Consider the following 19,640-nt stretch of genomic DNA (forward strand, 5'->3'; position numbering starts at 1 on the left):
CGCAATTGCTCGGGGGATTTTCTCTGTATTGCGCCGGGATTGCGCCGGGTCAGAGCACGTCCGCCAGCTCCTCCAGCAGCCGTCGCCTGGGCCGCGCCCCCACCATCGCCTTCACCGGCTCGCCGCCCCGGAACACCATGAAGGTCGGCATCGACAGCACCTTGTAGGCGTTCGTCGTCTCCGGGTTGGTGTCCACGTCCAGCTGGACGACCTTCAGCCGCTCTCCCTCCTCGGCCGCGAGGGCCGCGAGCACCGGGCCCATCTGCCGGCACGGCGGACACCAGTCGGCGGTGAATTCCACCAGCACCGGCAATTCCGAGCCGATCACCTGCGCCGCGAAGTCCGCGTCCGTCACCTCGGTCACACTCACAGTTCCCGCCCTCCCATTTCGCACAACGGTGGTTCGTCGGCCGACGCCAGCCGCACGGCGATCGTCGCCCGTACGGCCCGCAACTCGCCGATCAGCGCGTCGAGCTCGTCGAGCTTGCGCCGGTAGACCGCGAGCGAGGCCGGGCAGGTGTCGCCCTCCGGGTGCCCGGCGCGCAGACACTCCACGAACGGCCGGGTCTCCTCCAGGTCGAACCCGAAGTCCTGAAGGGTCCTGATCTGCCGCAGCAGCCTCAGATCGCTCTCGTCGTACGCCCGGTGCCCGAGCTCGTCGCGCCGCGCGGGCAGCAGCCCCCGCGACTCGTAGTACCGCAGCGTCCGCGTCGTGGTCCCGGCCCGTGCGGCCAGCTCGCCGATTCGCATACGTACGAACGTAGACGTTGACGCCTACGTCAGGGCAACAGCGGTCCCGGAAAGGACGCGGGCAGTTCGACGCCGATGCGGAGCCCGCCGCCGGTGCGCGGGGTGAGGGTGAGGGTGCCGTCGTGCGTCCGGGTGACGGTCTTGACGATGGCGAGGCCCAGGCCGACGCCCGCGTGGTCGCTGTGGACGCGCTCGGTGCCGCGCCGGAAGGGTTCGGTGAGGGTCGAGACCAGCTCCGGGGTGAGCCGCTCCCCGGTGTTCTCGACCGTGAGCACCGCCGTCCCGGAGCGGACGGCCGTGCTCACCCACACCGTGCCCTTCCCGGGCGTGTTGTGGACGATCGCGTTGTGCACCAGATTCATGGTGAGCTGCAGCAGCAGCGCCTGCGACCCGACCGTGAGGGCGATGTCCGTGCCGGTCTCGAGCGTGACACCGTGCTTCTCCGCGAGAGGGAGGAGTGTCTCGGTGGCCTCCTCCGCGAGGAGGGACAGGTCGACGGATTCCCGGGGCACGGGCATCCGGTCGGCGCGGCTGAGCAGGAGCAGCGCCTCGGTGAGGTCGATCGCCCGCGCGTTGACGGCGTGCAGACGGTCGATGAGTTCGCCGGTGTCGCGGTCCGGATCGGTGCGGGCCACGTCGAGCAGCGACTTCGAGATCGCCAGCGGGGTGCGCAACTCGTGCGAGGCGTTGGCCGCGAACCTCCGCTGTTCGTCGACATGGGCCTCGAGCCGTACGAGCATCGCGTCGAAGGCGTCGGCGAGTTCGCGGAACTCGTCCCGGCGGCCGGGCAGCCGGATCCGGTGCGACAGCGAGCCGCTCGTGGCCACGCGGGTGGCATGGGTGACGCGGGTCAGCGGGGCGAGCATCCGGCCGGCGAGGATCCACCCTCCGACGAGGCCGAACACCAGCAGGAACGCCAGCACCGCGGCCGCCCTCGGCGCGAAGACCTCCAGGAGGCCGGACCGGATGGGAAAGACACCGCCGTCGGCCTTGTCGTCGGGGGTGATGAGCGTCGCCCGGTCGGGGACGTAGCGCAGCAGGAACAGCCACACCGCCGCGAGCAGCAGGGCACCGGCGAGCATGAGGAACCCGGCGTAGCTCAGGGTGAGTTTGAGGCGGACGCTCATGCCCGGTGCCCTATCCACGGGCTCCTCCCCCGGGTCCGGCCGCCGGCCGCGCGTCGACGCGGTAGCCGACGCCCGGCACGGTGGCGATGATCCAGGGTTCCCCGAGCCGCTTGCGCAGCGCCGAGACCGTGATGCGTACGGCGTTGGTGAACGGGTCGGCGTTCTCGTCCCACGCGCGTTCCAGCAGGTCCTCCGCGCTGACGACTCCGCCCTCGGCGGCCAGGAGCACCTCCAGCACCGCGAACTGCTTCCTGGTCAGCGCGACATAGCGGCCGTCGCGGTAGACCTCGCGACGGAACGGATCGAGCCGCAGACCCGCGAGCTCCCGCACGGGCGGCCTGCTGTGGGCGCGTCTGCGGTCCAGGGCGCGGAGCCTGAGCGCGAGTTCCTGGAGCTCGAAGGGTTTCGTGAGGTAGTCGTCGGCGCCGAGTTCGAAGCCGGAGGCCTTGTCGTCGAGCCGGTCGGCCGCGGTGAGCATCAGGATCGGCATCCCGCTGCCGGAGGCGACGATGTGCGCGGCGATCTCGTCACCGGACGGTCCGGGGATGTCGCGGTCGAGGACGGCGATGTCGTAGGCGTTGACACCCAGCAGTTCCAGAGCGGTGTCGCCGTCACCCGCGATGTCGGCCGCGATCGCCGCCAGCCGCAGACCGTCGCGGATGGCCTCTGCCAGAAAGGGCTCGTCCTCGACAATCAGCACACGCATGCCATCGAGGCTACGAGCCGAGGCGTATCGCCGGCGTATCGAAAACCGCATACGTGCCGGCGACCCCCCGCCGCCTTGACTGGCGGCCATGAAGCGAATCCCACGACGGCTGATCGTCGTCGGCCCGGCGGCCGTCCTGGCGGTGATCACCGCGGCGCTCTGCTACGAGTTACCGAAGTCGTCGTCGTTCTCCGCCGCGTCACCGCTGAGCGTTCTGCGCCGTGGGGACCACGGCGGGCTCGGCGAGGCCGACGGTGCCGTCCCGGACGGTGCGACGGTCTTCGACGACTCGGTCCCCGGTGTGGCCAGGCTCGATCCGGGGCTTCTCAAAGCCCTGCGCGAGGCCGCGACGGCCGCCGCGGACGACGGGATCACCTTCTACGTCAACAGCGGCCGGCGCTCCGCGGCCTACCAGAACCGGTTGCTGCGCGAGGCGATCGCCAAGTACGGCTCCGCGGCCGAGGCCGCGCGCTGGGTGGCCACCGCGGCGACCTCCCCCCATGTGTCGGGGGACGCGGTCGACCTCGGGCACACCGACGCCACGAACTGGCTGTCCGGGCACGGTGCCGCGTACGGGCTGTGCCGGATCTACCGAAACGAACCATGGCACTACGAACTGCGCGCGCACGCGATCGACCACGGCTGCCCGCGCATGTACGCCGACCCCACCCAGGACCCGAGGATGCGGCAGTGACCGGCAGCGAGCGAGGACAACGGACGATGGCACGGACGGACACGGCAGCCACCACGGACCCGACGGACGGTGGTGAGAGCGGACAGGCCGGCCCCGGGGCCCGGTACGCGGGTCCGCGCCGGGCGGTCCGCGCGCTCCGCCGGCCGGAGCCCTGGAAACGCGGCCCGGTGCTCGCGGTATCGGCGCTGCTGCTCGGTGCGGTCATGCTGCTGCACGCGAGGATCCCGAACGGGACCGGGGGCATCGGCAGCCTGGTGGAGACCTTCCTGCCGTGGTTCGGCCTGTTCGTCCCCGTGCTGCTCGCCGGGGCGCTGTGGCGGCGCTCCGCGTCCGCGGTGGTGGCGCTGCTGCTGCCGGTCACCGTGTGGCTGGGCCTCTTCGGCGGGCTCCTCGGCGACAGGTCCCGTCCGGGCGGTGACCTCACCGTCGTCAGCCACAACGTCAGGGCCGGCAACCCCGACCCGGCCGGCACCGCCCGCGACCTGGCGGCCTCCGGGGCGGACCTGCTGGCGCTGGAGGAGATCAGCGAGCGGGCCCGGGGCACGTACGAGAAGGCTTTGGCGAAGGCGTACCCCTACCACACGGTCATGGGCACGGTCGGGCTGTGGAGCAGGCTGCCGCTGTCGGACGCCCGCCCGGTCGACATCGAGACGGACTTCGGGCCGCTGGCGGCCACCAAGCCGGCCGCCGCCAGGACGGCCGAGAACCGGGCCCTGCGCGCCACGGTGGCCACGGCCCACGGGCCTCTCGCCGTGTACGTGGCCCATCTGGGGTCGGTACGGGTGACGCCCAGGACGGGCTTCTGGACCGGCAGCCGGGACCGGAACGCGCAGGCGCTCGCCGAGGCGGTCGCCGCCGAGAAGAACGAGCGGCTGGTGCTGCTCGGCGACTTCAATGGCACCACCGACGACCGTGTCTTCGCCGGCCTCACCTCGCGGCTGCGTTCGGTCCAGGCCGCGGCCGGGGACGGCTTCGGCTTCACCTGGCCGGCGAGGTTCCCGGTGGCCAGGATCGACCAGATCCTGGTCCGGGGCGTGCAACCGCGCAGCTCGTGGGTGCTGCCGGCCACCGACAGCGACCATCTGCCGGTGGCGGCCAGGATCAGCTGGTGACGAGCACGGTCCGAAGCGGCGGCCCCATGCCGGACGGGTCCACCGACCCGTGGGCCCATGGCCCTAGACGCCCACCTTCGCGGCCTCCTGGACCTCGAGCAGGGAGGCGCTGTGGCGTTCCTCGTCGAAGGCCCTGCGTCCGCCGCGCAGGCCGAACAGGCGCTTGGCGAGGAGGATGTAGAGCACGGCGAGGATGTTGAGGACCAGGGTGGCGATCTTCAACCAGCTGATGTGCTCGGTGAGTTCGTAGACCTCCAGCGGGAGGAACGCGGCGGTGGCGACCACCGTCAGATACTCCGCCCAGCGCTTGGCGTACCAGAGGCCGACCGCCTCGACGAGCTCGATCAGCGCGTACGCGAGCAGCAGTACGGCGACCAGCAGCAGCGTGTTGTGCCGGTAACCGAAGGTCTTCTGAATGGTGCCGACGACCGGTGAGTGGTCGAGGTCGTAGTGGAAGTGCTTGAAGACGGGCCGGAACACGTCGAGGTACTCGTCGAAGAGCCGGCGCACCGAGTCCTGGCTGTTGCTGAACTTCCACACGGCCGCCGCGACCAGCACGATGAACACGCCCCGCACCAGCCGCTCGATCGCCAGGAAGCGCAGGATGAACAGGTCGCGCAGCACCTTGCCGCGCGGCACGAGCGGCGCGTCGGCGGCGGGCCCCGAGCCGTGCGGCTCACCGAGCACGAAGTCGCCGCAGCGCAGACAGCGCCAGACCTCGCCGAGCGCGGTGTCGGCGCGCAGCCGTACCCGCAGCCGGGGGTCGTCCGGCGCGTAGGTGACATGCCCCTTGCGTGAGCATGTCCGCCGGTCCCAGTCGATCTTCATCCCCCGTGCCTCCTCGTACATACGGCCGTGCCGCACCGGTGATCCGGCACGGCACGCTAGTGCATCGACGTAAGAGACGCTGTCCGAGGCTCGTCAGTTCGGCCCCGCGCGACCCCGTGCGCGGGGACGCGCCGAAGCCGAGCGGCCGGGTCCACGGGGGGAGAACCCGACCGCTCGGCGTCTGTGACCCGGGCGACTGATCGAAGGGGAGTGTTCAGTCGCCCGGTGGCTCTGCCGGAGCGCCGGCCGGTCAGGCCTTCGCCAGTTCCTTCTCGCCGCCCTGCTCGGGCACCTCGGCCTGGGGCCGGTCGTCCTCGTCGAGGAGGGTGGTCTCGTCGAAGGGGAGGTCGCCCGCGAGGACCTGCCGGACGCGCTCCTTGTCGATCTCCTTGGTCCAGGTGCCGACCAGGACCGTGGCGACGGCGTTGCCCGCGAAGTTGGTCAGGGCGCGGGCCTCGCTCATGAAGCGGTCGATGCCGACGATGAGGCCGACGCCGTCCACCAGGGCGGGCTTGTGGGACTGGAGGCCACCGGCCAGCGTGGCCAGACCGGCACCGCTGACGCCCGCCGCGCCCTTGGAGGCGAGGAGCAGGAAGAGCAGCAGCGGGATCTGCTCACCGATGGACATCGGCGTGCCGAGCGCGTCGGCGATGTAGAGGGACGCCATGGTCATGTAGATCATGGTGCCGTCGAGGTTGAAGGAGTAACCGGTCGGGACGGTGATGCCGACGACGGACTTGCCGACGCCCAGGTGCTCCATCTTCGCGATGAGCCGCGGCAGCGCGGACTCGGAGGAGGAGGTGGACAGGATCAGCAGGAACTCACGGGCCAGGTACTTGAAGAGGACGAAGATGTTCAGCCCCGCGACGGTCCGCAGCAGGATGCCGAGCACGACGAAGACGAACAGCACACAGGTGACGTAGAAGCCGAGCATCAGCACCGCGAGGCTCTTGAGCGCGTCGAGACCGGCGGAGCCGACCACCGCGGCGATGGCGCCGAAGGCACCGATCGGGGCGGCCCACATCACCATGCCGAGGATGCGGAAGACGAGCCGCTGAATGTGGTCGACACCGCGCAGGATCGGCTGCCCGGCCGAGCCCATGGCCTGCAGCGCGAAGCCGGCGAGCAGCGCGATGAGGAGGGTCTGCAGGATCTGGCCCTCGGTGAAGGCGGAGACGAAGGTCAGGGGGATGATCGACAGGACGAAGTCGACGGGCGGAAGCGCGTCGCTGGAGACCTGGTCGTGGCCGGAGGCCTTGATCGCGTTGGTGATGTGGAGTCCGTCGCCGGGGTGCAGGATGTTGCCGACGACAAGGCCGATGGTGAGCGCGACGAGCGACATCACCAGGAAGTAGCCGAGCGCGATACCGCCGACGGCACCGACCTTGGCGGCCTTCCGTACGGAGCCGATGCCGAGCACGATCGTGCAGAAGATGATCGGGGCGATCATCATCTTGATCAGGTTCACGAAGCCGGTACCGAGGGGCTTGAGCTCCACTCCGGCGTCCGGCCAGATGAGCCCCACGGCGATACCGAGCCCCACCGCGACGATCACGGCGATGTACAGGTAATGGGTGCGGTCCCGCTTGCGTGCGGGTGCGGCAGGTGCCACGGGGGTACTGGCGGCCACGGCTGCCCTCCTTGACGTCTTCGTCGGCATCACCGGCGTGCGGCTCACGTCCGGGGGATGGGAGATGGTTCTACGGGGATGGGAGTGCGGTTCCACGAGGAGGAGAGGCGGGCGGGGGAACCCTCGTCGGCCGGAACCGACTGCCCTGCTTCCGTTCGTTCCTCGTTGCGGTGACTATTCCGCGCCATGTGAGGGCGGTCACCCTTCCGTTCATTTAGTTCACACTCACCGTGCGAGGCAGACTGACGACATGCGCATTCCCGCCCCGAGACCCCGCAGCCTGGCCGGCCAGCTCTTCGCCATGCAGGCCGTGCTGATAGCGGTGCTCGTGGCCGGATACGCACTGTTCACCTACATCAGCGACCAGCACCAGGCCGAGGACGCGGCCGGACGGCAGGCGCTGGCGGTGGTCGGCTCGATCGCCGACGCCCCGTCCGTACGCGACGCGATCGGTACGCCGAACCCCACCGCGGAGCTCCAGCCGTACGCGCTGCGGGTGATGAAGGACGCCGACGTCGACTTCGTCACGATCATGAACCCGCGGGGCATCCGCTGGACCCACCCCGACAGGAACCAGATCGGCAGGCACTTCCTCGGCAACATCGCGCGGGCCCAGCACGGGGGGACGTACACCGAGACCTACAAGGGCACCCTCGGTCTGTCGGTCCGCGCGGTCACCCCGATCAGGGGCGACCACGACCGGATCATCGGCCTGGTCAGCGCCGGCATCAAGGTCAAGGCCATCAGCCGGCGGGTACGCGGCCAGCTCTCGGCCCTCCTCGGCGTCGCGGGCGGCGCCCTGGCGCTGGGCGCGATCGGCACGTACGTCATCAACGACCGTCTGCGCCGCCACACCCACGGCATGAACGCGGCCGAGCTCAGCCGGATGCACGACTATCACGAGGCGGCGCTGCACGCGGTGCGGGAGGGGTTGCTGATGCTGGACGGGCAGTTTCGGGTGGCGCTGATCAACGACGGGGGGCGGGAACTGCTGGGGCTGCCGAACGAGGCGGACGTCATCGGCAGATCGGTCGCCGACCTGGGCCTGCCCGCCCCCCTCACCGGCGCGCTGCTGGCGTCCGGACCACGGGTGGACGAGGTGCATCTGACGGCGGACCGGGTGCTGGTGGTGAACACCTCGCCGGTGTCGGGAGGCGAGCGTCGCGGCACGGTGGCGACCCTGCGGGACGTCACCGAACTCCAGTCCCTGATGGGCGAGTTGGACTCCGAGCGCGGCTTCACCCAGGCACTGCGCTCCCAGGCCCACGAGGCGGCGAACCGCCTGCACACCGTCGTCTCCCTCATCGAACTGGGCCGCGCGGAGGAGGCGGTGGACTTCGCGACGGCCGAACTGGAACTCGCCCAGGTCCTCACCGACCAGGTCGTGTCGGCGGTCGGCGAGCCCGTCCTGGCCGCCCTGCTGCTGGGCAAGACGGCACAGGCCAACGAGCGGGGCGTCGAGCTGGTGGTCTCGGACGACAGCCGGCTCGACGACGGCCTGCTGCCACCCACGCTCCCCGCGCGGGACCTGGTGACCATCCTGGGCAATCTGATCGACAACGCGGTCGACGCGGCCCAGGGGAGCCTGCGCTCACGGGTGACGGTCACCGCGTACGCGGAGGATTCCGAGCTGGTGCTGCGGGTGGCGGACACCGGGGCCGGGGTGGACCCGGCCCACGCGGAACAGGTCTTCCAGCGCGGCTTCTCGACGAAGCCGGCGGGGCCGGGCGGACGGGGCCTGGGGCTGGCGCTGGTCCGGCAGGCGGTGCATCGGCACGGCGGGGCGCTGTCGGTGGCCGAGGCGGCGGGCGGCGGGGCGGAGTTCGAGGTCCGGCTGCCCCTGCGCACACCGGAACCGACGACCTCGCCGGCCCAGGGCGGTCCGGTGCCGGGGTCGGCGCCGGTGGTGCGGGGTGGTGGGGCGTGAGCGGCGGGCAGCCCATTCGGGTGCTGGTCGTGGAGGACGACCCCGTGGCCGCCGACGCGCATGTCATGTACGTGGGGCGGGTGCCGGGGTTCGTCGCGGTGGGGAAGGCGCACAGCGGGGCTGAGGCCCGGCGGGTGCTCGACCGCACGGCCGTGGATCTGCTGTTGCTCGATCTGCATCTGCCGGATGTGCACGGACTGCAGTTCGCCCGGTCGTTGCGGGCGGCGGGGCATCAGGCGGACGTGATCGCGGTGACCTCGGCGCGGGATCTGACGGTGGTGCGGGAGGGGGTGTCGCTGGGGGTCGTGCAGTACGTGTTGAAACCGTTCACCTTCGCGACGCTGCGGGACCGGCTGGTGCGGTACGCGGAGTTCCGGGGAGCGGCGGGGGAGGCGAGCGGGCAGGACGAGGTGGACCGCGCCCTGGCCGCCTTGCGCGCGCCCGGCCCGGCGGCGCTGCCCAAGGGGTTGAGCGGCCCGACGCTCGAGCGCGTGACCGTGGCACTGCGGGACTGCGCCGAGGGGATGACCGCGGCGGGGGTGGCCGAGGCCGTGGGCATTTCCCGGATCACCGCACGCCGGTACCTGGAGCACCTGGTGGAGGCGGGCAGGGCGGCCCGGGCCCCGCAGTACGGGACCGTGGGGCGGCCCGAGCTGCAGTACCGGTGGGTCAAGGGGCGGTAGCGAGCGGCCGTACGTCGAGGGGCGGTAGCGAGCGTCCGTGCGTCAACGGCCGGGCGCCGGAAGGGACTTCATACGGGACGTCACGCCCCCTTCGCGTACCCCACCACCTGCCATCCCAGGCCGGCCACGGTGAGCGCCTCCAGTATCGACACGGCGACGAGCGCCCCATTCCCCCCGGCCACCCAGAACACCGACAGCGCGGCCAGCGGCACCACACAGAACGCCATCAGATCGACGCCCGTCTGCACGGCCTTGCGCGACCTGCGCCGCGCGTCGCCCCGATGCGCCGCCTCCCACCCGAACGCCTCGAACCCGCCCCCCGGCTCGGCCAACGTGGCGAGCTGGGGCGCGAGTCGCTCGCGCACATAGGCCCCGATCGCGGAGATCTTCTGGTCGTTGACGAGATAGGTCCACCCGAGCACGACACACACCGGCGGCAGCGCGAGCAGCATCGACGCCTGCTTGGCCTGGGCGGTGGCGGCGACGACGGCGGCGACCACGCCCAGGGTCACGTACAGCAGGTTGTCCCGGAACCCGATCCGCGCCTTCTGCTCGTCCTTGATCGACTGGTACTCGGCGAGCAGCAACTGCCCCACCGTCACGTCCCGTTCCGCCACTCGGACCCCTTCCCCCGGCAGTACCTTGTGAGTGTGCCGGAGACCCTATCCACTGCTCTCGTCCTGACCGCACTTCCCCTCGAATACGACGCCGTACGCGCGCACGTCGAGGACCGGCGGGAGCGCGTCCACCGCGACGGGACCCGCGTCGAGGTGGGCCGACTGCCCGGTACGGCCTGGCAGATCGCCATCGCCGAGCTCGGCGTCGGAGCCGGCCGGGCCGCCGCCCTCACCACCCAGCTGATCACCTGGCTGCGCCCCGAGGCCGTGCTCTTCGTCGGCGTGGCCGGCGGCCTGAAGGACGACGTCGAGATCGGGGACGTCGTCGTGGGCACGCAGGTCTACGAGATCCACGGCGGCAAGCAGACACCGGAAGGGTTCCTGGTCCGGCCGAAGGCCCTGCCGGGTTCGCACGCGTGGGAACAGGCGGCCCGCTCGGCGGTACGGGACATGCCCGAGGTGCGCTGCCACTTCGCGCCGATCGCCACGGGTGACGTGGTGGTGGCCGACGCCGGCTCCGCCGTCGTCCGATTCCTCCGCGAGCAGTACAACGACGCGGCGGCGATCGAGATGGAAGGCTACGGCGCCGCCCTGGCCGCCCACGTGAACGGCCGTGTGGACTCCCTCGTCGTCCGGGGCATCAGCGACCACGCCGACGCCGGCAAACACCTGGCCGACGCCTCGGGTGCACAGCGCCTCGCCGCCGGACAGGCCGCCGCGGTGACGATGGCGCTGCTGCAAAAGCACGGCCCGCGCGGCGGCTCCGCCGACTCCGAACAGGGCCCCCGACGACGCGGGAACGGCGGAACGTCGTACGGCGGAGACCACATCGACTTCAGGGGCGGCACCTTCCACGGCTCCGTCGTCGGAAAGCGGACCGACCACCGGTAGCCCCAGTACCGTGGGCGGGTGCCCGCCACTTCGCCCACCGTTGTCGCGCTGACCGCACTGCCTCTCGAATACCGGGCGTTGCGCGCCCATCTCACGGGCATCGAGAAACACGTGCACCCCGTGTACGGCACCCGGGCCGAGGTGGGCCACCTCCCCGGCAGCCGGTGGCGTGTCGCCCTGCTGGAGACGGGGGAGGGCACCCGGGGCGCGGCGGCGCTCACCGAGCGGGTGATGTCGTGGTTCGCCCCGGAGGCGGTGCTGTTCGTCGGCGTCGCGGGCGGTCTGAAGGCGGACATCGAACTCGGCGACGTCGTGATCGCCACCAAGGTGTACGCCATCCACGGCGGCAAGGAGTCCGCCGACGGCTTCCTCGACCGGCCGGAGACCTGGCACGCCCCGCATCACCTCGAACAGGCCGCCCGGCACGCCCTGCGGGACGAACAGCACATCCGCTTCAAGCCGATCGCCGCGGGTGAGGTGCTGCTCGCCGACGCGGACTCCCCGCTCGCCGACCGCCTCCGCCGGCGCTTCGACGACGCCGTCGCCATCGAGATGGAGGGCTCCGGTGTCGCCCACGCCGCCCATCTCGCGGGTGCGCCCGGCGCGTTGATCATCCGCGGGATCAGCGACAGGGCGGACGCCGGCAAGTCCCTGGCGGACGCGCACGGCTCGCAGCGCATGGCCGCGGCACGGGCCGCGGAGGCGGCGGTCGCGGTCCTGCGGGAACTGGAGCCCCGAGGGAGCACCGCGTTACCGCCGTCTGAGCCCTCCCCCTCGGCCGTCCCCGGCCACGGCCCGGTCCCCACCGCGTCCACGACCCTCCCGCCTCGCCCCTTCGGTTTCACGGGCCGGTCGAAGGACCTGCGCCGCCTCCGCACCCACCTCGTCCCCGTTCCGGACACCACGGCCGCACCGCCCGTCCTCGTCTGCGCCGTCACGGGCATGGGCGGCATCGGCAAGACGGCGCTGGTGACCGAGGCGGCCCACCAGGCATGCGCGAAGGGATGGTTCCCCGGCGGATCCCTCGTCGTCGACCTGCGCGGCTACGACACCGACCCGGTGAGCGCCGACCAGGCTCTCCTGGCCCTCCTGGACGCTCTCGGCGTACGCGGGCCGGATCTTCCGAACACGACGGCCCGCCAGTACGACACGTATCAGGAGCACCTCGCGGAGCACAGACCGCGCACTCTGCTGATCCTCGACAACATCTCGGCCCCGGACCAGTTCCTCCGTCTGCTCCCCGTCAGCGGCCCGCATCGGGTGATGGTCACCTCCCGCGACCGCCCGGACTCCCTCCCCCTGCACGTCGTCGATCTGGCGCCGCTGCCGCACGACGACTCGGCCGCCCTCGTGACCACGGCCCTGCACAACGCCGATGACCATGACGAGCGCCCCTCCCTGGAGCCGGGCCCGCTCCGTGAACTGACCGCGCTCTGCGGCCATCTGCCCCTCGCTCTCCAGATCGCCGCCGCGATGCTGCGCAGACGCCGGGAGCGCTCCATCGGGACCCTGGTCGAAGAGATCAAGAAGGCCGGCGATCCCACGGTGGTTCTCGACCACGGCGACCGGGGCACGGACCAGTACGGCCGTCCCCTCGCCCTGCGCCCCGTCCTGGAGACGTCGTACCGGCGTCTCTCGCCGGACCGGGCCCGGCTGCTGAGGCTGTTGGCCCTGGTCCCCGGGGCCGAGGCGGGTACGGAGGCGGTGGCCGCGCTGACCGACCTGGACAGCGCGGTCGCCGCGGGTCTGCTGGAGGATCTGTCCGCCGCCGGTCTCGTCACGGCCGTGGACGCGGGCGGAGGGGTGCGCTGGCGACTGCACGATCTGGTCCGGGCGTTCGGTACCGGTGTCGCCGCCGGGGACGCGGAGTCGCGGGCGGAGGGAAGGGCGGGGCGGGAGCGGCTGCTGGGGTACTACCTGCGGTGGGCGAACGCGGCCGATGTCCGGCTGCGGTGGCTGCCGGGCAAGGAGGAACCGCGGGGTTTCCCGGACCGGGCCCTGGCGCTGGCCTGGCTGGACGCGGAGCGGGCCGGGCTGGTGGCGGCCGTGCAGTGGGCGAGCGAGGCGTCCGACGGACGGACGGCGGTGAAGCTGGCCGCGTGCCTGGCGGAGTACCTGCGGTGGCGGCGGTACTTCGACGACGGGATCACCGTGGCCCTGGCCGCTCGGGAGGCGGCCGGTCGCACCGGGGACCGGGAGGGCGAGGCCGACGCGTCGACCGACCTCGGCCTCGCCCTGGCGGAGGCCGGCCGGGTCGAGGAGGCGATCGACGTCCACTCCAGGGCCCGCGGCCTGTACCGGGCCATCGGGGACCGCGCCGGGGAGGGCATGGCCTGGAACAACCTCGGCACCGCCCGGCGGGAGGCCGGCCGTGCCGACGAGGCCGTCGTCGACCACACGTGCGCCCGCAACCTGTTCCGCATCGCCGGAAGCCGGCACGGCGAGGGCATGGCGTGGAACAACCTCGGCAACGCCCTGCGGGAGGCCGGCCGGGTGCAGGAGGCCGTCAACGCCCACCTCCACGCCCTGGGCCTGTACCAGGCCGTGGAGGACCGTCACCGCGAGGGCACGGCGTGGCACAACCTCGGCAACGCCCTGGGCGAGATCGGCAGGGTGCAGGAGGCACTCGATGCGTACGGGAAGGCCCTGGAGATCTGCCACGAGTTCCAGGACTGGTACGGCGCGGGCCACGCCCTCTACAACCTGGCCCGTCTGTACGCGGCCACCGGCCGGCTCGCCGGGTCACGGGACCACTATCGTCGGGCGGCCGGCGCATACGAGCGGGCGAATGCCCCGACCGAGGCGTCCGAGGCCCTCGCCCAGGCCGCGTTCCTGAAGTGATGCGGTCGGATTGAGCCGCCGGTTCCGCCCCCTCACACGGCCGATCGGCGCGTCGGCCATGCGTACGCATCTTCGAGGCCCGCTCACACGGGCGCGGGCGGCAGGGGGCCGCCCGGGTCGGCCGTCGCCGGGTGCCCGAGGGTCCGGGGCCGGAAGCCGCCCGCGCATATGCCCCTCTACCTTGCCATTCGCCCGATGCACGAAGATCACGCATCCGTCCGGCCACCCCCGCGGGCGGTTCGGCGGTCTTCTCGCCGTCGGGTCGCTCCCGCCGCCGGATGATCTCCGGTCATGCGCGAAAGGCCCGTCACCCGTACCTTCCTACAATCCGTATTCCTGGCCGAACAGACCGTAGTCACCTCACCGTGACAGCCCTACGTTGTGCCCCGTGCGCGATCCGTCACCCCATACGAACCAGAACCGCCCGACTCAGCCCACCCGCTCCCCCCGTTCCTCCCGCTCCCCCCATTCCTCCCGCCCCGCCCAGTCCACCCCGCCCTTCAACGCCCCCGCAGCCCGCCGCCTCCGCACCGCGCTCAACATGGGGCCCGAACACGTCGCCTTCGGTCTGCGCGCATCGTACGGGCTCCCCTACGCCACGCCGGACCTCGTCATCGCCTGGGAGCGCGGACAGGTCAACCCCACCCACTCCGAACTCACCGCTCTCGCGGGTGTGTTGTGGTGCTCCCCCGCCGAACTCCTCGGCAGGCCCCGCACCTTGCGCGAGCACCGCATCGCCCGCGGCCTCGCCACCGAGGACGTCGCCCGTGCCGTCGGTCTCGAACTCCTCGCCTATCTCCCCATGGAGGAGCACAACGCCTGGCGCGGCAACGACCGTCAGTCGACGGCCCTCGCCGAACTGCTGGGCCTCTCGCTGCCCGACTTCGTCACCGTCACCGGGCGCGAGCCCAGGCTCGCCGACGCCCTGCGCGGCGCGGTGACCACGCGGTGGCAGGCGTACGTCCGTCCGGTCGCCAAGCTGGTGCCCCTGGACCGGCGGCTCCTGGTGGACACCCTCCAGGAGCTGCACCAGGACTACCAGGGGCAGATGGTCGCCTCACTGAGCTGGGGCGACGGGAACGCGGCGAGCGACGCGAGCGAGGCCGGCCGGGACTTCCTGGACCGGATCGTCGACCACTTCTGGGCGGCGCTGCAGGACAACACCCCATAGCCGCACGGCCGTGAGCACCTGCGGAGGGAGGTCTAGAAGACCGACTCCGCCTCGTCCATGCGGTCCTTCGGCACCGTCTTCAGCTCCGTGACCGCCTCCGCCAGGGGCACCATCACGATGTCCGTCCCCTTCAGCGCCGTCATCCGGCCGAACTCGCCCCGGTGCGCCGCCTCCACCGCGTGCCAGCCGAAGCGCGTCGCCAGCACCCTGTCGTACGCGGTCGGTACGCCGCCGCGCTGGACGTGGCCGAGGATGACCGGCTTGGCCTCCTTGCCGAGGCGCCGTTCGAGTTCGTACGCCAGTGCCGTGCCGATGCCCTGGAAGCGCTCGTGGCCGAACTTGTCGATCGCACCGTGACCGTAGTCCATGGTGCCCTCGGCGGGGTGGGCGCCCTCGGCCACACAGATGACCGCGAACTTCTTGCCGCGGGCGAAGCGCTCCTCGACCATCTTGACCAGATCGGCCGGGTCGAACGGGCGCTCCGGCAGACAGATGCCGTGCGCGCCCGCCGCCATGCCGGACTCGAGGGCGATCCAGCCCGCGTGCCGGCCCATGACCTCGACGACCATCACCCGCTGGTGGGACTCGGCGGTGGTCTTGAGGCGGTCCATGGCCTCCGTGGCGACGCCCACCGCGGTGTCGAAGCCGAAGGTGCGGTCGGTGGAGGAGATGTCGTTGTCGATGGTCTTCGGGACGCCGACGACCGGCAGGCCGGCGTCGGACAGCATCCGCGCCGCCGTCAGCGTGCCCTCGCCGCCGATCGGGATCAGCGCGTCGATGCCGAAGGCCTCGACCTTGTCCTCGGCCCGCTCGCAGGCCTCGCGCAGCCGGTCCCGCTCCAGCCGGGAGGAGCCGAGGATGGTGCCGCCGCGGGCCAGGATGCCGCTCACGGCGTTCAGGTCGAGGGTGCGGTAGTGACTGTTCAGCAGCCCCGCGTATCCGTCCTCGAACCCGATGACCTCGTCGCCGTAGTGGTCGACCGCTCGGTGCACGACCGACCGGATCACTGCGTTCAGACCTGGGCAGTCGCCGCCTGCGGTGAGAACTCCGATGCGCATCGTGCTGTGTCTCCTGCTCGCTGTTGGTACCGGTGAGCCGGTGCGATTGTTTCATGTCCCGCACAGAGGTGTCGCTGTCGAGCTGACGGGCGCCTTAACCGTGGGCGGAGGTACTGTCAAGAGGGTTCTGCTCACCTCGGGTGGGCGATTTTTGTGCACCCGAAAAGCAGGCACGAGACAGGCGCAGGACAGCACGAGACAGCACGAGAACGGAACGGAGAGCGCACGTGACGCGCAGCGTGTACGTCACCGGTATCGACCGCGGCGACGGCCGCCAGGTCGTCGAGCTGGGGGTCATGGAACTCCTGACCCGGCAGGTCGACCGGGTGGGGGTGTTCCGGCCGCTGGTCCACCACCAGCCCGACCGCCTCTTCGAGCTGCTGCGCGCCCGCTACCGGCTCTCCCAGGACCCGACCACCGTCTACGGCATGGACTACCACGAGGCGTCCGCCCTCCAGGCCGAGCGCGGCGCGGACGAGCTGGTGTCCACCCTCGTCGACCGGTTCCATGTCGTCGCCCGGGACTACGACGTCGTCCTCGTCCTGGGGACGGACTTCGCGGACACCCAGCTGCCGGACGAGCTCTCCTTCAACGCCCGTCTCGCCAACGAGTTCGGCGCCGCGGTGATCCCGGTGGTCGGCGGCCGGGGGCAGCCCTGCGAGTCGGTGCTCGCCGAGACCCGCAACGCCTACCGGGCCTACGACGGCCTCGGCTGTGACGTTCTCGCCATGGTGACCAACCGGGTCGCGCGGGAGGACCGCGACGAGATCGCGCGCAGCCTCGACGGCCGGCTCCCCGTGCCCTGCCACGTCGTCCCGGACGAGCCCGCGCTCGCCGCGCCGACCGTCTCGCAGATCGCCCAGGCCCTCGGCGCCAGGGTCGTCCTCGGCGACGACGCCGGGCTCGCGCGCGACGCCCTCGACTTCGTCTTCGGCGGGGCCATGCTGCCGAACTTCCTGTCCGCCCTGACCCCGGGCTGTCTGGTCGTCACCCCGGGCGACCGTGCCGACCTGGTCGTCGGCTCGCTCGCCGCGCACAGCGCCGGCACCCCGCCGATAGCCGGCGTGCTGCTGACCCTGAACGAGGTGCCCAGCGAGGAGATCCTCACCCTCGCCGGCCGTCTGGCCCCGGGCACCCCGGTCCTCTCGGTGCCCGGCAACAGCTTCCCCACCGCCGCCGAACTCTTCTCCCTGGAAGGGAAGTTGAACGCGGCCACGCCGAGGAAGGCGGAGACCGCCCTCGGCCTCTTCGAGCGGTACGTCGACACGGCCGACCTCAGCAAGCGGGTCTCCGCGCCGAGCAGCGACCGGCTCACCCCGATGATGTTCGAGCACAAGCTCCTCGAACAGGCCCGCTCCGACCGGCGCCGGGTGGTCCTCCCCGAGGGCACCGAGGAGCGCATCCTGCACGCCGCCGAGGTCCTGCTGCGCCGCGGCATCTGCGACCTCACCCTGCTCGGCCCCGTCGACCAGATCCGCAAGAAGGCCGCCGACCTCGGCATCGACCTCGCCGACGCCCGGCTGATCGACCCGGCCACCAGCGAACTGCGCGACGCCTTCGCCGAGCGGTACGCCGCCTTCCGCGCCCACAAGGGCGTCACGGTCGAGCTGGCGTACGACGTCGTCAGCGATGTGAACTACTTCGGGACCCTGATGGTCCAGGACGGGCACGCGGACGGCATGGTCTCGGGGTCCGTGCACTCGACGGCCGCCACCATCCGGCCCGCCTTCGAGATCATCAAGACCAAGCCGGACGCCGACATCGTCTCCTCGGTCTTCTTCATGTGCCTCGCCGACAAGGTCCTCGTCTACGGCGACTGCGCCGTGAACCCCGACCCGAACGCCGAGCAGCTCGCCGACATCGCCATCCAGTCCGCCGCCACCGCCGAGCAGTTCGGTGTGGAGCCGCGGATCGCGATGCTGTCGTACTCGACCGGCACGTCCGGCTCGGGGGCCGACGTCGACAAGGTGCGGGAGGCCACCGAGCTGGTGCGCTCGCGCCGGCCCGACCTGAAGATCGAGGGGCCGATCCAGTACGACGCGGCCGTGGAGCCGTCGGTCGCGGCCACCAAGCTGCCCGGGTCCGAAGTCGCGGGGCAGGCCAGCGTGTTGATCTTCCCGGACCTCAACACCGGCAACAACACCTACAAGGCCGTGCAGCGTTCGGCGGGCGCGATCGCGGTCGGACCGGTGCTGCAGGGTCTGCGCAAGCCGGTCAACGACCTCTCCCGGGGCGCTCTCGTCTCGGACATCGTCAACACGGTCGCCATCACGGCGATCCAGGCCCAGTCCCCTCAGTCGCCGAGCGAGAAGGCACCCCTCCTGTGACCGCGTCCCGCGTCCTCGTCCTCAACTCCGGCTCCTCGTCGGTGAAGTACCAGCTGCTCGACATGCGGGACAGCGGCCGGCTGGCGGTGGGCCTCGTCGAGCGGATCGGTGAGGAGACCTCGCGGCTCAGGCACACCCCGCTCGCGACGGGCGGGGCCCCGCGTGAGTGGAGCGCGCCGATCGCCGACCACGAGGCCGCCCTGAAGGCCGTTGCGCAGGAGCTGACGAAGGACGGGCTGGGGCTCGACTCGTCCGAGCTGGCCGCCATCGGGCACCGGGTCGTGCACGGCGGGAAGTCGTTCACCGAGCCGACCGTGATCGACGACACGGTGCTCGCCGAGATAGAGCGGCTGATCCCCGTCGCCCCGCTGCACAACCCGGCCAACCTCACCGGCATCAGGACCGCGCGGGCCCTGCGGCCCGACCTTCCCCAGGTCGCCGTCTTCGACACCGCCTTCCACACCACGATGCCGGAGGCCGCCGCCCGCTACGCGATCGACGTGCGGACCGCCGACGCGTACCGGATCAGACGGTACGGGTTCCACGGGACCTCGCACGCGTATGTGTCCCGGGCCACGGCCGAACTGCTGGGCAAGGCGCCTCAGGAGGTCAACGTCATCGTGCTGCACCTGGGCAACGGCGCCTCGGCGTCGGCCGTCCGCGCGGGCCGGTGTGTGGACACCTCCATGGGGCTGACGCCACTCGAAGGGCTCGTCATGGGGACGCGTTCGGGGGACCTGGACCCGGCCGTCATCTTCCATTTGGCGCGCGTTGGCGGAATGTCCACGGACGAGATCGACACTCTCCTCAACAAGAAGAGCGGGTTGATCGGCCTGTGCGGGGACAACGACATGCGGGAGATCCGCCGCCGGATCGACGAGGGCGACGAACAGGCGCGGCTCGCCTTCGACATCTACATTCACCGGCTGAAGAAGTACATCGGCGCCTATTACGCGGTGCTCGGCCGGGTGGACGCGGTCGCGTTCACGGCCGGGGTCGGGGAGAACGCGGCGCCGGTGCGCCAGGCGGCGGTGGCGGGCCTGGAGGAGCTGGGTCTGTCGGTCGACGCGGAGCTGAACGCGGTACGCGCGGACGGGCCCCGGCTGATCTCGGGACCGAACTCACGAGTAGCTGTCGCGGTGGTGCCGACGGACGAGGAATTGGAAATCGCGGCACAGACTTACGCACTGGTCGAAAAGAACAACTGAGCACCCCTTCCCTCATTTGTATCTTCCGCCAGACGGAATATTCCGTAGGGAAACAAACCGATAGGATCGT

Annotated in this window: 17 protein-coding genes; 9 read left to right on the forward strand and 8 right to left on the reverse strand. The window is 71.4% G+C overall.

Annotated features, from left to right (window positions below; genetic code table 11):
• Positions 1-49 precede the first annotated feature (49 nt).
• The 4 genes from ABZT17_RS31850 to ABZT17_RS31865 are packed head-to-tail and all read right to left on the reverse strand — an operon-like array spanning position 50 to position 2,583.
• Positions 50-364, reverse strand: a complete 315-nt coding sequence (locus ABZT17_RS31850) for a thioredoxin domain-containing protein (protein ID WP_356353895.1) — start codon at positions 362-364, stop codon at positions 50-52.
• A 2-nt stretch (positions 365-366) separates the two neighbouring features.
• The gene (locus ABZT17_RS31855; protein ID WP_356353897.1) at positions 367-750 is read right to left on the reverse strand and encodes a MerR family transcriptional regulator; all 384 of its coding nucleotides are present in this window, start codon (positions 748-750) and stop codon (positions 367-369) included.
• A gap of 29 nt (positions 751-779) precedes the next feature.
• On the reverse strand, positions 780-1,877 hold the full coding sequence (locus tag ABZT17_RS31860; RefSeq protein WP_356353899.1) for a HAMP domain-containing sensor histidine kinase: 1,098 nt from the start codon (positions 1,875-1,877) through the stop codon (positions 780-782).
• A gap of 10 nt (positions 1,878-1,887) precedes the next feature.
• Complete coding sequence (locus tag ABZT17_RS31865) at positions 1,888-2,583, reverse strand: response regulator transcription factor (RefSeq protein ID WP_356353900.1); 696 nt, start codon at positions 2,581-2,583, stop codon at positions 1,888-1,890.
• 88 nt (positions 2,584-2,671) lie between these two features.
• On the opposite strand from ABZT17_RS31865, the gene ABZT17_RS31870 reads away from it, so the two are divergent.
• Entirely contained in the window at positions 2,672-3,277 is a 606-nt protein-coding gene (locus ABZT17_RS31870; RefSeq protein WP_356353902.1) for a M15 family metallopeptidase, read from the forward strand.
• Between the two features lie 26 nt (positions 3,278-3,303).
• On the forward strand, positions 3,304-4,389 hold the full coding sequence (locus ABZT17_RS31875; protein ID WP_356353907.1) for an endonuclease/exonuclease/phosphatase family protein: 1,086 nt from the start codon (positions 3,304-3,306) through the stop codon (positions 4,387-4,389).
• 63 nt (positions 4,390-4,452) lie between these two features.
• Here ABZT17_RS31875 and ABZT17_RS31880 read toward each other — a convergent pair whose 3' ends face one another.
• Together ABZT17_RS31880 and ABZT17_RS31885 are read right to left on the reverse strand one after the other, a co-directional pair.
• Entirely contained in the window at positions 4,453-5,217 is a 765-nt protein-coding gene (locus ABZT17_RS31880) for a DUF2127 domain-containing protein (RefSeq protein WP_356353909.1), read from the reverse strand.
• Between the two features lie 250 nt (positions 5,218-5,467).
• Complete coding sequence (locus tag ABZT17_RS31885) at positions 5,468-6,847, reverse strand: cation:dicarboxylase symporter family transporter (RefSeq protein ID WP_356353912.1); 1,380 nt, start codon at positions 6,845-6,847, stop codon at positions 5,468-5,470.
• Between the two features lie 250 nt (positions 6,848-7,097).
• Here ABZT17_RS31885 and ABZT17_RS31890 point away from each other — a divergent pair, with 250 nt between their 5' ends.
• Both ABZT17_RS31890 and ABZT17_RS31895 read left to right on the forward strand, forming a co-directional pair.
• Entirely contained in the window at positions 7,098-8,774 is a 1,677-nt protein-coding gene (locus ABZT17_RS31890; RefSeq protein WP_356353914.1) for a sensor histidine kinase, read from the forward strand.
• Positions 8,771-9,457: a response regulator gene (locus tag ABZT17_RS31895; RefSeq protein WP_356353917.1), complete on the forward strand. Its 687-nt coding sequence runs from the start codon at positions 8,771-8,773 to the stop codon at positions 9,455-9,457. Before ABZT17_RS31890 ends, ABZT17_RS31895 begins: the two co-directional genes overlap by 4 nt.
• 80 nt (positions 9,458-9,537) lie before the next feature.
• On the opposite strand, the gene ABZT17_RS31900 is transcribed toward ABZT17_RS31895, so the two are convergent.
• On the reverse strand, positions 9,538-10,074 hold the full coding sequence (locus ABZT17_RS31900; RefSeq protein WP_356353919.1) for a hypothetical protein: 537 nt from the start codon (positions 10,072-10,074) through the stop codon (positions 9,538-9,540).
• A gap of 33 nt (positions 10,075-10,107) precedes the next feature.
• Between ABZT17_RS31900 and ABZT17_RS31905 the strand changes: the two genes are divergently transcribed.
• From ABZT17_RS31905 to ABZT17_RS31915, 3 genes are all read left to right on the forward strand, one after another.
• A complete protein-coding gene (locus ABZT17_RS31905; protein WP_356353921.1) occupies positions 10,108-10,965 on the forward strand; it encodes a 5'-methylthioadenosine/S-adenosylhomocysteine nucleosidase in 858 nt (285 codons plus the stop codon).
• Between the two features lie 18 nt (positions 10,966-10,983).
• Positions 10,984-13,806: a tetratricopeptide repeat protein gene (locus ABZT17_RS31910; protein WP_356353923.1), complete on the forward strand. Its 2,823-nt coding sequence runs from the start codon at positions 10,984-10,986 to the stop codon at positions 13,804-13,806.
• A 388-nt stretch (positions 13,807-14,194) separates the two neighbouring features.
• Positions 14,195-14,977 (forward strand): helix-turn-helix transcriptional regulator, encoded by a 783-nt coding sequence (locus tag ABZT17_RS31915; protein WP_356353926.1) that lies wholly within the window; start codon positions 14,195-14,197, stop codon positions 14,975-14,977.
• Positions 14,978-15,009: 32 nt separating this feature from the next.
• On the opposite strand, the gene ABZT17_RS31920 is transcribed toward ABZT17_RS31915, so the two are convergent.
• The gene (locus ABZT17_RS31920; RefSeq protein WP_356353928.1) at positions 15,010-16,035 is read right to left on the reverse strand and encodes an ATP-dependent 6-phosphofructokinase; all 1,026 of its coding nucleotides are present in this window, start codon (positions 16,033-16,035) and stop codon (positions 15,010-15,012) included.
• A 227-nt stretch (positions 16,036-16,262) separates the two neighbouring features.
• On the opposite strand from ABZT17_RS31920, the gene pta reads away from it, so the two are divergent.
• Positions 16,263-18,362, forward strand: a complete 2,100-nt coding sequence (gene pta, locus ABZT17_RS31925) for a phosphate acetyltransferase (protein WP_356353930.1) — start codon at positions 16,263-16,265, stop codon at positions 18,360-18,362.
• On the forward strand, positions 18,359-19,570 hold the full coding sequence (locus tag ABZT17_RS31930; protein WP_356353932.1) for an acetate kinase: 1,212 nt from the start codon (positions 18,359-18,361) through the stop codon (positions 19,568-19,570). Before pta ends, ABZT17_RS31930 begins: the two co-directional genes overlap by 4 nt.
• The last annotated feature ends 70 nt before the right edge of the window (positions 19,571-19,640 follow it).

The sequence above is a fragment of the Streptomyces sp. NPDC005648 genome (assembly GCF_040605395.1).
Classification (GTDB): domain Bacteria; phylum Actinomycetota; class Actinomycetes; order Streptomycetales; family Streptomycetaceae; genus Streptomyces.

Coding starts and splice junctions, on each gene's coding strand:
- ABZT17_RS31920 (WP_356353928.1), bottom strand. CDS start 16,035: ATGCGCATCGGAGTTCTCACCGCAGGCGGCGACTGCCCAGGTCTGAAC.
- ABZT17_RS31880 (WP_356353909.1), bottom strand. CDS start 5,217: ATGAAGATCGACTGGGACCGGCGGACATGCTCACGCAAGGGGCATGTC.
- ABZT17_RS31870 (WP_356353902.1), top strand. CDS start 2,672: ATGAAGCGAATCCCACGACGGCTGATCGTCGTCGGCCCGGCGGCCGTC.
- ABZT17_RS31855 (WP_356353897.1), bottom strand. CDS start 750: ATGCGAATCGGCGAGCTGGCCGCACGGGCCGGGACCACGACGCGGACG.
- ABZT17_RS31860 (WP_356353899.1), bottom strand. CDS start 1,877: ATGAGCGTCCGCCTCAAACTCACCCTGAGCTACGCCGGGTTCCTCATG.
- ABZT17_RS31875 (WP_356353907.1), top strand. CDS start 3,304: ATGGCACGGACGGACACGGCAGCCACCACGGACCCGACGGACGGTGGT.
- ABZT17_RS31865 (WP_356353900.1), bottom strand. CDS start 2,583: ATGCGTGTGCTGATTGTCGAGGACGAGCCCTTTCTGGCAGAGGCCATC.
- ABZT17_RS31890 (WP_356353914.1), top strand. CDS start 7,098: ATGCGCATTCCCGCCCCGAGACCCCGCAGCCTGGCCGGCCAGCTCTTC.